General features: G+C 64.6%; 10 protein-coding genes and 1 pseudogene. 3 read left to right on the top strand and 8 right to left on the bottom strand.

The window, feature by feature from the left end:
* Positions 1-18: 18 nt before the first annotated feature.
* Positions 19-1,518: an aldehyde dehydrogenase family protein gene (locus FCN77_RS11645; RefSeq protein ID WP_137322389.1), complete on the bottom strand. Its 1,500-nt coding sequence runs from the start codon at positions 1,516-1,518 to the stop codon at positions 19-21.
* Between the two features lie 27 nt (positions 1,519-1,545).
* A pseudogene (locus tag FCN77_RS11640) lies at positions 1,546-2,924 on the bottom strand (carotenoid oxygenase family protein).
* Between the two features lie 105 nt (positions 2,925-3,029).
* Between FCN77_RS11640 and FCN77_RS11635 the strand changes: the two are divergent.
* Entirely contained in the window at positions 3,030-4,031 is a 1,002-nt protein-coding gene (locus tag FCN77_RS11635; protein WP_137322388.1) for an MFS transporter, read from the top strand.
* 278 nt (positions 4,032-4,309) lie between these two features.
* Here FCN77_RS11635 and FCN77_RS11630 read toward each other — a convergent pair whose 3' ends face one another.
* From FCN77_RS11630 to FCN77_RS26320, 4 genes are all read right to left on the bottom strand, one after another.
* The gene (locus FCN77_RS11630) at positions 4,310-5,494 is read right to left on the bottom strand and encodes a cation:proton antiporter (protein ID WP_137322387.1); all 1,185 of its coding nucleotides are present in this window, start codon (positions 5,492-5,494) and stop codon (positions 4,310-4,312) included.
* A gap of 10 nt (positions 5,495-5,504) precedes the next feature.
* Positions 5,505-5,930: a hypothetical protein gene (locus tag FCN77_RS11625; RefSeq protein ID WP_137322386.1), complete on the bottom strand. Its 426-nt coding sequence runs from the start codon at positions 5,928-5,930 to the stop codon at positions 5,505-5,507.
* A 413-nt stretch (positions 5,931-6,343) separates the two neighbouring features.
* Positions 6,344-7,528 (bottom strand): glutamate--cysteine ligase, encoded by a 1,185-nt coding sequence (locus tag FCN77_RS11615; RefSeq protein ID WP_137322385.1) that lies wholly within the window; start codon positions 7,526-7,528, stop codon positions 6,344-6,346.
* 327 nt (positions 7,529-7,855) lie between these two features.
* The gene (locus FCN77_RS26320) at positions 7,856-8,179 is read right to left on the bottom strand and encodes a hypothetical protein (RefSeq protein WP_217496283.1); all 324 of its coding nucleotides are present in this window, start codon (positions 8,177-8,179) and stop codon (positions 7,856-7,858) included.
* A gap of 996 nt (positions 8,180-9,175) precedes the next feature.
* Between FCN77_RS26320 and FCN77_RS11610 the strand changes: the two genes are divergently transcribed.
* Positions 9,176-10,465: a wax ester/triacylglycerol synthase family O-acyltransferase gene (locus tag FCN77_RS11610; RefSeq protein ID WP_254678957.1), complete on the top strand. Its 1,290-nt coding sequence runs from the start codon at positions 9,176-9,178 to the stop codon at positions 10,463-10,465.
* A 109-nt stretch (positions 10,466-10,574) separates the two neighbouring features.
* On the opposite strand, the gene FCN77_RS11605 is transcribed toward FCN77_RS11610, so the two are convergent.
* On the bottom strand, positions 10,575-11,039 hold the full coding sequence (locus FCN77_RS11605; protein WP_137322383.1) for a pyridoxamine 5'-phosphate oxidase family protein: 465 nt from the start codon (positions 11,037-11,039) through the stop codon (positions 10,575-10,577).
* Positions 11,040-11,111: 72 nt separating this feature from the next.
* On the opposite strand from FCN77_RS11605, the gene FCN77_RS27375 reads away from it, so the two are divergent.
* A complete protein-coding gene (locus tag FCN77_RS27375) occupies positions 11,112-11,243 on the top strand; it encodes a hypothetical protein (protein WP_302647412.1) in 132 nt (43 codons plus the stop codon).
* Positions 11,244-11,260: 17 nt separating this feature from the next.
* Here FCN77_RS27375 and FCN77_RS11600 read toward each other — a convergent pair whose 3' ends face one another.
* Complete coding sequence (locus FCN77_RS11600) at positions 11,261-12,316, bottom strand: DNA polymerase IV (RefSeq protein WP_137324744.1); 1,056 nt, start codon at positions 12,314-12,316, stop codon at positions 11,261-11,263.
* Positions 12,317-12,618: the final 302 nt, after the last annotated feature.

Here is a 12,618-nt window from a genome sequence, read left to right as displayed (position 1 = left end):
ATCTCAGTGCTACCAGGCCTAGCGTTTGATGCCGATCCAGTGGTCGGTGGTGAACTCCACGATGGCCCAGTCGCCGTTGAAGCGGCCCAGCCCGGAGTTGCGTTCCCCGCCGAACGGGACGTGGGCTTCATCGTTGACGGGCATGTCGTTGATGTGGGTCATGCCTGCCCTGACGCCAAGGCCGAAGCGGACGCCGCGTTCGGTGTCCTTGGTGAACACCGCGCTGCTGAGCCCGAAGTTGCTGGCGTTGGCCAGTTCCAGGGCGTGGGCTTCATCCTCGGCGCGGATGATGCCCACAAGCGGTCCGAAGATCTCCTCTCGGGCGATCTCCATGTCCGCGGTGACATCGGCGAACACGTGCGGGGACACAACGCGGCCGTTGATCGAACCTTCCAGAGCTACGCGGGCACCTTCGCTTTTGGCCAGCGCGATCTTCTCGCGGATTCCGGCGAGCTGGCTGTCGTTGATGAGCGGGCCGACCAGGGTTTCCGGTTTGGATGGATCTCCCGCCGGGACCGAGGCTGCGGCCTGGACGAAGCGTTCCACGAACTCCTCGTACAGCGGGGCTTCGACGATGATCCGGTTCACGGCCATGCAGATCTGGCCCTGGTGCAGGAACTTGCCCAGCAGCGCCGTCTGCACGGCCCCATCCAGGTCGGCGTCGCCGAGCACCACGAGCGGGCTGTTGCCGCCGAGCTCCAGCGCGACGTGCTTGATGAATTCGCCGCCGACGGCGAGCCGTCCCACGTTCTGGCCCACAGGTGTGGACCCCGTGAAGGAAATCAGTCCCGGGACCGGGTGGGTGACGAAGTCGTCGCCGATCTCGGAGCCGGCGCCGACCACCACGCTTAGGACACCCGCCGGGAGGCCCGCTTCCTCGAAGATGCGGGCCAGGATCAACCCGCCGGTCACCGGCGTATCGCTTGCAGGTTTAATGACGACGGCGTTGCCCAGGGCGAGTGCCGGCGCCACCGAGCGCTGGGAGAGGTGCAGGGGGAAGTTCCACGGGCTGATGACGCCAACGACGCCGAGCGGGCGCCGGTAGATGCGGTTTTCCTTGCCCGGGGTGTTGGATTCGAGGATGCGGCCGAAGACGCGGCCCGGGAAGGACGCCGCCTCCAGAGTGATGCCGGCGGCCGCGGACACCTCGACGTTGGCTTTGATTATGGTGCTGCCGGATTCTTTGACCAGCCAGTCAATGATTTCCTCGCGGCGTTCCTCGATGATGGCGGCGGCGCGGAGCATGACTTGTTGGCGGGCGGCCGGGGTCTGCGCGGCCCAGCCCTTCTGGGCTTGCTCGGCGGCGCGATAGGCGTCGTCGAGGTCCTGGACGGTGCCCTGCCGGATGGTGGTGAGTTCGGCGTTCGTGAATGGATCGGTGACGGTCAGGACCTTTTCGGAGCGGCCTTCGCGCCATTCGCCGGCGATGTACTGCAGCTGTGTGGTCTGCCCTGCGAAGGTGCCCGTGGCTGCCGTGCCGGGAGCCGCCGTCGTGGTTTCGGTGAGTGAAGCGGTCATGGTGATGACTCCTGAGTCTGTTGGTCTTTAGGTGAGCGGGGAGTGTTCCAAGGCGAGCGTGGCGATGCTTTTTTCGAGCACGTCCTGCCCGGCCCAACTGCCGTGGAAGCCGAAGGGGATGCGGGCCGGGAGCTTGATCTGCGCCAGGGGGGTGCGGTGCAGCTCGGCGGCGTCATGGATCAGCATCTCGCTGAGGCCTGTTTCGCGGTTCCACCAGATCGAGAGGATATAGCCGTCGTCCTCGGTCTTCGCGCCCGGGCGGGCCACGAAGACCGGCTCACTCGGGTTGGTCAGGCCGGGAGGGCCTTCCACGACGGTGGTGGAGTCCAGCAGGTAGTCGTGCCGGGCCAGGCCGTCGGTCATGGTGTCCGTGCTCAGCCCGCGAGTGGTGACGAAGTAGCCGTAGCGGTGCTGACGGCCCACGTAGGCGTCGTTGATCTTGGGGAACTCCCCCGCGATTCCGCTGATCATCTGGTCCGTGACCGTGCCGGTGCGGGTGTTGACCTTCCACTGCCATGGGATGGCCGGCGGGAACCATTCGTGCGAGCTGACCGGGGTGTTGCTGCCGGCCGGGTTTCCCAGGCGGGAGATCCGGTGCACGTCAATGATGACTTCCTCGCCGATTTCGTAGGCGTTGAAGAAGTGTGTGGGGGCGAAGATGCCGTTGGCTTCGTACCATTTCACCTCGTGCGTGCGGCGGTCCATCATCACGATCTGGGTACCGTGCGGGAGGGCCTTCTCATCCCAGACCACGCCAGGTTTGCCCTGCGCGATGAGGTCCAGCCGGAAGGTGCTGGGCGAGACGAAGAAGATCGCGTAGTTGTCGCTGACCACGAAGTCATGCATCATGACCGGGATGCCGACTTCGAAGCGGTGCGAGTCGATGATCTTGCCGGTCGCGACGTCGGCCCGGTACCAGGTGATGATCGGCCCGGTGGCGGCGAAGAAGAGCATGTCTCCGGTGTCCGGATCGATCTTGTAGTGCGCGGTGCAGAGCACGTCGATGCCGCCGTGGAAGTCCCAGGTGCCGTACGTTTCCAGCGTGTCCGGGTTCATTTGGTGCGGCAACCCGCCCTCGAAGTACACCAGCAGGTGATCATCGAAGATACCCACATTGGTGTTGGCGACATTCTTGCCCCGGGGTGCTCCTCCCGGCAGGACACCGGGGGTGCCGCCATTGACGAAGCCGGAGTAGACGGCCTCGCCCTGCTCCACCTCGACCTTGAAGGAGTCGGTTTCCACCCAACGGTGCGGAACGCTGCCTTCCCTTCGCGGACGTAGACGGCGGCGACCATGCCGTCGCCTTCAAACCAGTGGTACCGATCCGTGTTGCGGGGCTGAAACTTGGGGTTGGAAGAAATGCGGAAAAGGGCGCCGGCGATGTCATCTGGGATTGTGCCGGTCACCTCGAGGTCAAAGCTGCTGCGGGCCCCGCGCAGGTTTCGAAGAAACACCAACCCGGTGTCCGGCCGATAACCGGACCGCCAGCAAACTATGGACAAGGACGTCTCATGGAATCCTCCCCAAGCCTTACCCGGACCGGGTCATGGGGCGTCGTCGCCCTGTGCTCGCTGGTCATCGTCGCCGAGGGCTATGATCTGATCGTTTTCGGAGCCCTCATCCCATCCCTGCTCACCGAGCCCGGCTGGAAGCTCGACTCCGCCGGCGTCGGCGCGATCGGCAGCTTTGTCTACGTCGGCATGCTGGTCGGCGCACTCGTCAGCGGAAGGCTCAGCGACCGCTTCGGCCGACGACGCCTCATCCTGGCATCAATAACCATCTTCATGATTTTCACGGCTGCAGGCGCCCTGGCCGGCGCACCCGGACAACTGGGCCTGTGCCGGCTACTCGCCGGGCTGGGCATGGGCGGAGTCATGCCCTCAGTCCTGGCCCTCGCCAAGGAAAACGCACCCGCCAAAAAGATCAACCTGGTCGTAACGATCCTCATGGCCGGAGTACCCCTGGGCGGCACCACCGCCTCGCTGCTGGGTCTGGCCATCATTCCCTCGGCGGGCTGGCGGCCCATGTTCTGGATCGGAGCCGCCCTCTCGGCGTTCATCTTGACCGTGTCCTTTCTAAAGCTTCCCGAGTCCGCCGAGTACGCGGCAAACCGCGCCTCCGGCGCCTCCGGAAAATTCCAGGACCTGTTCTCCCGGCGCTACATCAAGCTCACCCTGCTCTTCGCAGCGGCGGCCTTCACCAACCTCCTGACCTGGTACGGGCTGAACACCTGGCTGACCCAACTGATGAAGAAACTGAACTACCCCCTGGAATCCGCCCTGCAGTTCTCCCTGACCCTGAACATCGGCGCCGTCGTCGGATCCTTCCTCCTGGCCTGGCTCGCACTCGGAACGTCAAACGCGATCCTGCTGCTGGCCTTCATCGCCGTCATGGGCATGGGTGCCCACTCGGCACTGAACCTGATCAACGCCGCCGTAGCGGACTCCTACCAACCCAGCTGCGGGCCACCGCGCTGGGCTGGTCCAACGGCACCGGCCGCCTCGGCGCCATAGCCTCCCCCTGGCTCGGCGGCGTCATCCTCGCCTCCGGCGCCCCGCCCCAGGCAGTCTTCTGGACATTCGTCGGCTCGGCCCTCGCCTCTTCCGTTCTGATAGCATTCCTCGTCCTCACCAACACCGGGGCCCCAAGTACTCCTGGACGCCCCACAGTGCGCCAAGCGGCAGCCACGAACACGCAATAGATCCGGCCACCTCTCCGGACATGTGCACCCGGCCGCCCCAACGTTGCTGAACTGGGAGATCAGCGGAAGTCGCCCTCTAGCTTAGGCGGACTACGCAGCCGCGGTCGGGCCGCCCCCGGATGGGTTGCCCGCCGGCGCCGGGGTGGGCTTCGTAAACGTGCGGGCGGCCCGTGAGCCCGTGGCGGCGCTTGCCGCGATGCTGATGAGGGCTCCGAGGATCATGGCCGAGGCTTCTCCCGGCTCCAGCAGATGCAATTGGGAGCCGATAGTGGCGGCGGCAACCGGCACCCCCAACTGGGACGCTGCAAGCACCGCAAGCGGCAGAGGCTGGCCGAGTAGCAGCAGGCTTCCATGGGCCAGCAGGGTTCCCAGGCCAAGGCAAATCCCGAGGAGAATCATTCTGGGGCTTCCCGCAAGGGTGCGCAGATCGAGCGATGCGCCCAGCCAGACGAAGAACACCGGCCCTAGAAAGCCATCGCTGACGGCGAAGAGCTGATGAGCCAGTCGCCGGGGTTCGCCCACCGCTGCGACCACCAGACCGAAGGAGAACCCGGCCAGCATGATGGACACGTGGCCCGCGACGGCAAGCCCGGAGAGCGCGAAGAGCAAGGCAAGTTGGATCCTCAGCTCCAGGGCGAACTTCCGGTCCTCAGACACGTCATGCACCCGTCCGCGCGTGCCGCTGCGCTCCAACCAGCGAAGCGCAAAGAACAAAACCGCAGCGCACGCCGCGACGACGGCTGCCCCGACGGCTGCCCTCGGCGCATTGGGTGGGTCGACAGCAAGCGGAAGCGCCACAATGCAGGCGATGTCCGCTACCGCCACTTGCGCCGTCGTCATCAGGACCTTTGGTCCTGTCAGCCGCAGCGAATCGACGATCGGCAGGACTAAGGCCGCCGAAGAGGAAGCGAGCAGAACGATGTAAAGGGGAGCATGTCCGGTGCCAAAGGCAAAGGCAATGACGATTCCGACGGCGGCCGCGAGCACTGCGGCGATGCCGGCACGCAGGGCGCCAGCACCCAGTGCGGGGCGGATGGCTTTGTCCCGTACGGGGACATGCGTCCCGGCGACGAACATGATGAGGGCGAATCCGACGTCGGCCACAAAGGTGAACGTGGGGTCCGAGGAGTCCACCAGGCCCAGACCCGTGCGCCCGATGGCGATACCAGCCAGCAACTGCCCCAGTACCACGGGAAGGTGCCATTTCTGAGGGAGCGCCAGCAGCGGCCCGAGGAGCGCGACCGCGGCGATCAGCGAAAGCTGAAAGAACGACACGTTCCTCCTTCTACCGGCATTGCGGTTGGCTTGCGGTGGTTACCGGGGCCGCGTCAGCCAGTTTGAGTGGAATGTCGGTGTTTTCGTCCGTGTAGTAGCTTGCGCACACCCGGTGGTAGCCATCGGCCACCTGCGCGGGAATGCCCCGGACCAGGTCACCCCTGACCATCAGGATAGGCGAGAGCTTCTTGCCTTCCTTGATCTTCTTCAGGTCCGAGGCCACGTGGGCGTTGTCCTCGGGAAGCAGCACCAGCCTCGCGGCCCGGAGAATGTCCTTGGCCTTGCGATGCTGAATGGGGGCGACGATGAGCGACGCGACAATGGTGGCAACGACGTCGTCGGATCCGAGTAAGGAAAGATAGTCCGCCGCGCCCGGATAATCTTGCTCCTCAGGCTGCGGCAACCAGCGGACCTCGCCCTTGTTTTCGTCAGGCATGCGTTGTACTCCTCGGCCGGCGGTATCGGCCTGCAAACGTGGGCGGGCGAGGGCTTCCTGGCCGGGGGCCATCGCCCAACGGTGGTCTGCAGGAAAGGCGGGCTTGGGCAGCCAGCCAAGCCGGCGGACCCTTCATGCGGGGTCCCGCGACGCGCCAGACGGCCAGGAATTCGTAGTCAGTGCTGCTTTTGGAATTGCCGCCCATTGCTGCCTCCACGGCGCGGATGGATAGTGGACTCACAGTACTCACGCCGCAACACGCGGTCAACGGCCGGTGCCGCGTCCTTACGCTGCTGTTACTCCAGGACTGAGAGCCTGTTCCAAACTCTGTTGGCGATTTGCCCTGACGCAGGAAATCGAAGGGCGACCGTGTGGTTGACCGGCCGGATTCGCGCGGGTCGGTGCAGGACATATCAGTGCCGGAGGGCGACCAGGTCCGAACGTCGGCTCGCGTTCTCTGCGTTGGCCAGCAACCGTTCCCTTCGTGGGTGGTGATTGTCGGTTTCCCCATGGGTAACGCCGGTGGCGTGGGCAACCACATCTGCGAGGCTGCCGCTACGTTCGTAATACTGCCGCTGCCAGGAGGCGCCGGTGCCCTGGTCCAGGATCCGGCGCAGGGACTCCTCTACGAAGGCTGTATCCCCAGACTCGTTGAGCGCGTCCCGGACGTGGTCGTAGAGTGCGGTAACCACATTTCCGGCGGTGTCCGGCTTGTGAGCTATCGGGTGGAGCAGGTTTGCGTCCATACCGAACCGGCTGGCCAACCAGGTTCCCTGCCGCAGGATCGCCGTGGGAACCATGTCCGGCGCGTGTCCGGCCTCCCATTCCCTGGCCGCGGTCTCCACTAGCGCCCGTACCAGCGCCGCGATGAGGGCAGCGTCCCGGACTTCAAGGCAGACATCGGACACACGGATCTCTACAGTCGGGTGTCGGGCGGATAACCGGGCGTCAAAATCCGGGCTGGCGACTACCCCGGTGCCCGACAGGCGCTCCACCAGCGAGTGGTACGCGTCTGCCGAGCCGAACAGGTCCGTCGGACCCGCCGTGGACCACCGGTTCCAGGCCTGCGTGCGGAAACTGGCATAACCGCTGTCGGCGCCGTTCCAGAACGGCGAATTCGAACTCAACGCCATGAGTGGCGGGAGCCAGGACCGGATCCGGTCCAGGACCGCGACACCTTCCTCATCCGAGCCGACGGAAACGTGGACGTGGTATCCGCATGTCAGTTGCTCCCGGGCCGTCAGCGCGAACTTATCCAGAAGGGCGTCGTAGCGGGCGTTACGGGTGTGCCGGGGGCGGACCGGCAACGGGGACGTGGCGAGGGCCGTGATCCTTGCACCTGCTTTCCGGGCCAGCGAGTCCGCGTAAGAGCGGCCAGCGCGTATTTCGGCGGCCAGCCCGCTCAGGCTGCTGTGGGGTCCGATGATGACTTCGAGCTGTTCCTGCTGGAGCTCAACTGCCAGCATCGGGTACGAGGGAGGTGCCTCAGCCGCACGACCCAGATCATGGAGACGCAGCACCTCGCCTGCTATCGGCAGCGGGCCACCATCGTGGGGATCAACAATCAGAAATTCTTCCTCAACACCAAGAGTACGCACGTGCTAAGTGTGGCCCACGAAACGATGGCCAGATGACCATCGGTCCACGTGCTCCTGAAGCTGTTGTCCCAGAGGCCTCCGATACCGGCCGAAGGTTTGTCTGCCGCATGCGGCCTTCACGTGACGGTGTTAGCCGCGTTTCCTGGATGCACGGCGTCAGTGCGGCTCCGGCTCCAGCGCCCAGGCAGTCCGGCACAGAACAGTCGCCAGCCAGCCCGCAGCCGGGCCAACATTCTGCGCGTGTTATGCAAACGACGCATACGGGGAGACCATCTCTGCAGGTTTGCCGGCGCCAGCAAAGAGGATGCCAGCGCCCAATGCAGTATCCTACTGAGGCCCATCTGGCGAAGTTGCGGCATGCCTTCCAGCCGGCGCATTCCTGATTACCGGCAAAGGTGATGTATCGAAAAACCGGTATTCCGTCGCAGCGGGGACGCGGATTGTTCCGGCGGCCTCCGCTTTCTCCCGGATGAAATCGTGGTCGGCTGGGGAGAGAACAACCTGCCCGTGCGGGTCATAAGCGATGTCCCCGTGGTCGTCTGTGCTGATTTTGGCCGACATAGCGGCGGGTATGGTCAGGGACCCCGGATTTTCCAGCAGCCATGTCCTGGTCTCGGAGTCGATCCGTTGCCACTCATCCTTGATGCTCACGGCCGCCGCCTTCCTCCCTGGCCTTCCCGAATGTGGATTCCGTCCAGATTACGCCTGACGTCTGGCGGATGGTAGGACCTTTTTGTGGCCATTGGCGAGAGGTGTCGTGAACGAGGAACGTACAGCAACGCCTGTGGATGGCCGCACCTTTTCAGGAGAGGGTGGTACGGGGTGAGTCCTCATGTTGCCGGCAGAACCATTACCCCTGGCGTCGTATGACGTGCAAGAGCCCCGGCTACTATGCGCTCGCGGGCGGGCATCTATGACCAAGCCGGGGCTGCCCACCAAACGCTTAGGCCTCTTCGGTACGACTGATCTGGCAGCCTCCAGTCTTCCCCGGCACACCTGCGGCGGCCGTGACCGAGACCTGACTGCAAAGCCGCCACAAAGAGCGCGATGAGCGGCCAAGGCATGGTCTTCCTCTTTGGGCTCGGGATCGTTTGCCGCCAGCATCTGCATTCTCGGCTTCACCCTCAATTTCTCCCTGGCAGTGGGCGAACTCGTGAAGCCGCCATTTGATGCCGAGCTGGGCCCGGCCGCGTTTTGGCCGGTGCATGGCGCTGTCGCTGCTCTTCCTTGTCCTCGGAATTCTGCACTTGAGCAAACTGCGCCCCGGCGAGGCCAAGACGACAACGGCACACCTGCCGGCCCCACAGTGAGCACAGACCACCTTCCCCCGCCTTTCCTGGGGTTCGTCGGAGAACCCAAGAACACCAACGGCCTGGACGATGGAGATAGACGCCCCCTAAGATCGCGGCAAACCGCATACTGGGATACATCTTCGTTATGGCAGGAAGATCCTCGCGCACAACGAGCCCGGGGCGCGAACCTCGGCGCCCTACTGTTCCTGGCGCAGGTATCCACGATTTGCTGGTCATTGATTGGATTAGGGAGCTGAACATGAAGGGCCCAAGAACAGGCAGTGCACGGGAAGGACCTGAACGCCTTTCGCCCCTGGACGTGAGTAATCTGCGAACAGAGGATCAGGGGTCCCCGATGCACGTGGCAGCACTGGCCTTCCTGGACGCCGGGCGGCTCCTCAATTCAGACGGGCAGCTGCGCCTGCAAGACATCCGTGCACACGTCGAACGCCGGACGCATCAGAGCCGGAGGCTTCGCCAGCTCCTGACACGGCCCCGGCTCGGCCTGGGTCCCCCGTTCTGGAACGAGGACCCCGCGTTCGACATTGCCCTGCACGTCAACGCCTGCCCGGTGCCAGCCCCGGGTGACGAGGCATCACTCCTCGCCCTCTGCTCCGAGCTGAACCAACCAGCGCTGCCCCGCTCCCGGCCCCTCTGGCAGATGTGGCTGCTGACCGGGCTCACCGGGAACCGCGTCGCTCTCCTGATCCGCCTCCATCACGCAGCAGCCGACGGCCTGGCCGCACAGAGCCTGCTGGCCGCCCTGTTTGACCCCGACAGCCAGATCCCCGTGCCGGAAGCGATACCTGAGGAAATCCAGCCCAGGCCAAGTGACTGGCAGCTCTTCACGGGCAACGTCCACGATCACGGACGAGCGCTGACCAGAGTCCTCACAACCCTGGCCCATCCGGGGCGCCTGGCAGCATTCATCGCAACGGGCGGGCAGCAAATGCTGTCCCTGGCCCGGGCCGGCCGCGCTCCCGCCGTGTCGCTGAACGAACCAGTGGGTCCCCGTCGCCGCCTCATCCTCGTCCGGAGCGACCTCGCCTCCACCAAAGCCCTCGCCCATCAGTATGGTGCGAAGCTCACCGACCTTCTGCTGGCCGCCTACGCGGGCGGGTGCAGGACGTTACTGGCAACCCGAGGCGAGCTGACACCGCAGCTCGAGCTCAAGGTCTCCGTCGCAGCGTCGTTACGCGGCCCCGGCGAGACCACAAGTGGAAACCGCGTCGGCGTGCGAATAGTGCCCATACCGGTCGGGGAACCAAACCCGGTGCGACGGCTCGAACGCATCGCCAGAGCGACCTCGGCCCAGCGCCTCCAGCCGCCGTACCAACCCGGCAGCCGCCTCCTGCAGCGATGGATGGTCCGGGCAATGTTCCATCAGCGGCTGGTGAACCTTCTGCTGAGCAACCTCCCCGGCCCTCCGACGCCCCTCTACTTCGCCGGAGCCAAAGTGCTGGAGATGTTCCAAATAGGTGTGGTTCAGGGCAATATCCCCCTTGGCATCAGCGTGCTTTCCTACTCAGGCCAGCTGAACATCGTCATCGTCGCCGACACACAGGCCCTCCCCGACCTGGACGCCTTCAGCCGCGGGCTTTCCGACACGTTCAAACAACTTCAAACGCACACCCCGGAACCCTAACCGCCACAAAGTACTCTCAGAGAAACGCAACCGGCGCAGACACCGAACCCAAAATTTCCGCAGGCAAGGAATGCTCACCGTCGGAAACCGCGGCTGGCGCGCGCCGCCGCTAGGTCCATTCCGAGGAGAAATCCAGAGGCGGCCACCACCGCGTTCGAGCATGAACGGCGAACCTACGCCCGGTGACCTCCGTGGGCCTGATCTGGATCAGATGCTCCTTGAGACCCGGTTCCCAAGGTTCACGATCGGGCCCCGCCATCTCGAAATTCACGTCGCCGTCCGATATAAGCGCCGGTATTCCCTTAACAACGACGCTCCAAACTTCGGTGGCATAGAGATTCAGCCCGTCCGCCTCCAAGGCAACAGGAGTCCCCGCAAGCAAGGAGCGGAGCTTTGTTCCCGGGGCAGTCCGAAACACAAGGGTCCTCTCGACAGGCACAAAATTCACGGGGAAAATTTCGGGTGTCGTTCCGTTGATGACCGCCAGCCTGCCGATGTAGGAGGACGCCAGATATTTCCAACAATCCTCCACGGTCAGAACTTCGGCTTTCGGTCCCGACTTTGAAGTGCCCATGGCAGTGATTCTATGCGTCCGGCCCGGACCGGAGTAGAGCCCGGCGCCCCCGGGACAACTTCAATTCTGGGCTTGCTGGTATTTAAGGTTCCTGTCAATGACGCTGCGGCGGGAGCGATATACGACGTCGGCGGCGGGCTTGCCACCGGCGCCCTGGACGTCTACGACCGTTACTTCCGCGAAGCGATTCATCCGCACTGGTAAGGAAGGGAGCGACGCCGTCACCAACCGCCGCGCGTAGGCGTATGTCCCTTTCGGGCATCGTCGGGCATTGCCATTTCGGCCCGCAGGCCTAGGAGACGGATCGGACGGCCCGCTTCGATTCCGGCTGCGAGGTCCAAGGCCCGCGCGAGGATTTCGTTCCGGTCGAATGTCTCGGGAATCTTCGTCGCGTGGGTCTTGGTGAAGAACGGTGCGTACCGAACCTTCAGGGTCAGCCCAACCACGGGCCGCCCTTCGGCCACAACATCCTCAAGGACACGCGCTGTCAGCTCCCTCACGGCGTCGTCCGCCTGGGCGGGCTCGGTCAGGTCCTGCTGGAAGGTGGTCTCCCGGCTATGCCCGCGGGCAACCCACGGGGTGTCGTCCACAACGCTGGCGCCGGCCCCGCGTCCAAGCTCCGCGTACCAGGGACCCATCTTGGGGCCGAACTCCGGGACCAGGTCTTGGGGGTCGGACGCGGCGAGCTCGGCGACTGTGTCGATGCCGAGTTTGGCCAGCCGGCCCGACACTTTGGTTCCGACGCCCCACAGGTCCTTGGTGGGCCGACTGCCCATGACGTCGAGCCAGTTCCCGGCAGTGAGACGGAATACGCCGGCCGGCTTGCCGAAACCGGTAGCGACCTTGGCTCGGACCAAGGTGTCACCGATGCCCACGCTGCAATGCAGCTGCGTTCGCTCCAGGACAGCGGCCTGCACCTGCCGGGCGTAGGCTTCCGGATTCTCGGTCTTTATGCCCACAAAGGCTTCATCCCAACCCAGCACCTGCACGGTCGCGCCGGGCTGCGCGCGCAGTGTCGCCATCACCGTGTCCGACGCCGCGAGGTAAGCCTCCTGATCGACGGGCAGGATCACGGCGTCGGGCACTTTCCGGGCCGCGATGCGTAGAGGCATTCCGGAACCCACACCGAAGGCCCTGGCTTCGTAGGATGCGGTCGACACCACAGCTCGTTCGGTGGGGTCGCCCCGACCGCCGACAATGATCGGCTTTCCCGCAAGCTCGGGCCGCCGGAGCACTTCGACCGCCGCGATGAACTGGTCGAGATCGACGTGCAGCACCCACTGGATTCCGCTCACGCCACCAGTCTGCCCTAAACATCCCTGGCAAGCATCGGCTCTCCACCGAGCTTGGCCGCTGAGCCTGCGGCCTCCTGACCTTCTTTGAATTCCAGCGCCGCCGAACACGGCCACAGGGTCACAAGGCCTAAGTCTCCTTCCAGGAGGAGACTTGGAGCCGGGCCAGTTCTAGAGCGTCGGTTCCCTGAGGTCCCCTAATCGCGAACACGGATTCTCCCATGGTCCCACCCCACACACCGTCCCGAATAACCGGGCCAACAGCATCCCCAGTTCAAATCTCAGTC

It is taken from the genome of Arthrobacter sp. 24S4-2, from assembly GCF_005280255.1.
GTDB lineage: Bacteria > Actinomycetota > Actinomycetes > Actinomycetales > Micrococcaceae > Arthrobacter.
This window is presented reverse-complemented; position numbering and strand designations above follow the sequence as displayed.

Bases quoted from the DNA above. Each gene is read 5' to 3' on its own strand.
- FCN77_RS11645 (WP_137322389.1), bottom strand. From the start codon at position 1,518: ATGACCGCTTCACTCACCGAAACCACGACGGCGGCTCCCGGCACGGCA.
- FCN77_RS11635 (WP_137322388.1), top strand. From the start codon at position 3,030: ATGGAATCCTCCCCAAGCCTTACCCGGACCGGGTCATGGGGCGTCGTC.
- FCN77_RS11610 (WP_254678957.1), top strand. From the start codon at position 9,176: ATGCACGTGGCAGCACTGGCCTTCCTGGACGCCGGGCGGCTCCTCAAT.
- FCN77_RS11605 (WP_137322383.1), bottom strand. From the start codon at position 11,039: ATGGGCACTTCAAAGTCGGGACCGAAAGCCGAAGTTCTGACCGTGGAG.
- FCN77_RS11625 (WP_137322386.1), bottom strand. From the start codon at position 5,930: ATGCCTGACGAAAACAAGGGCGAGGTCCGCTGGTTGCCGCAGCCTGAG.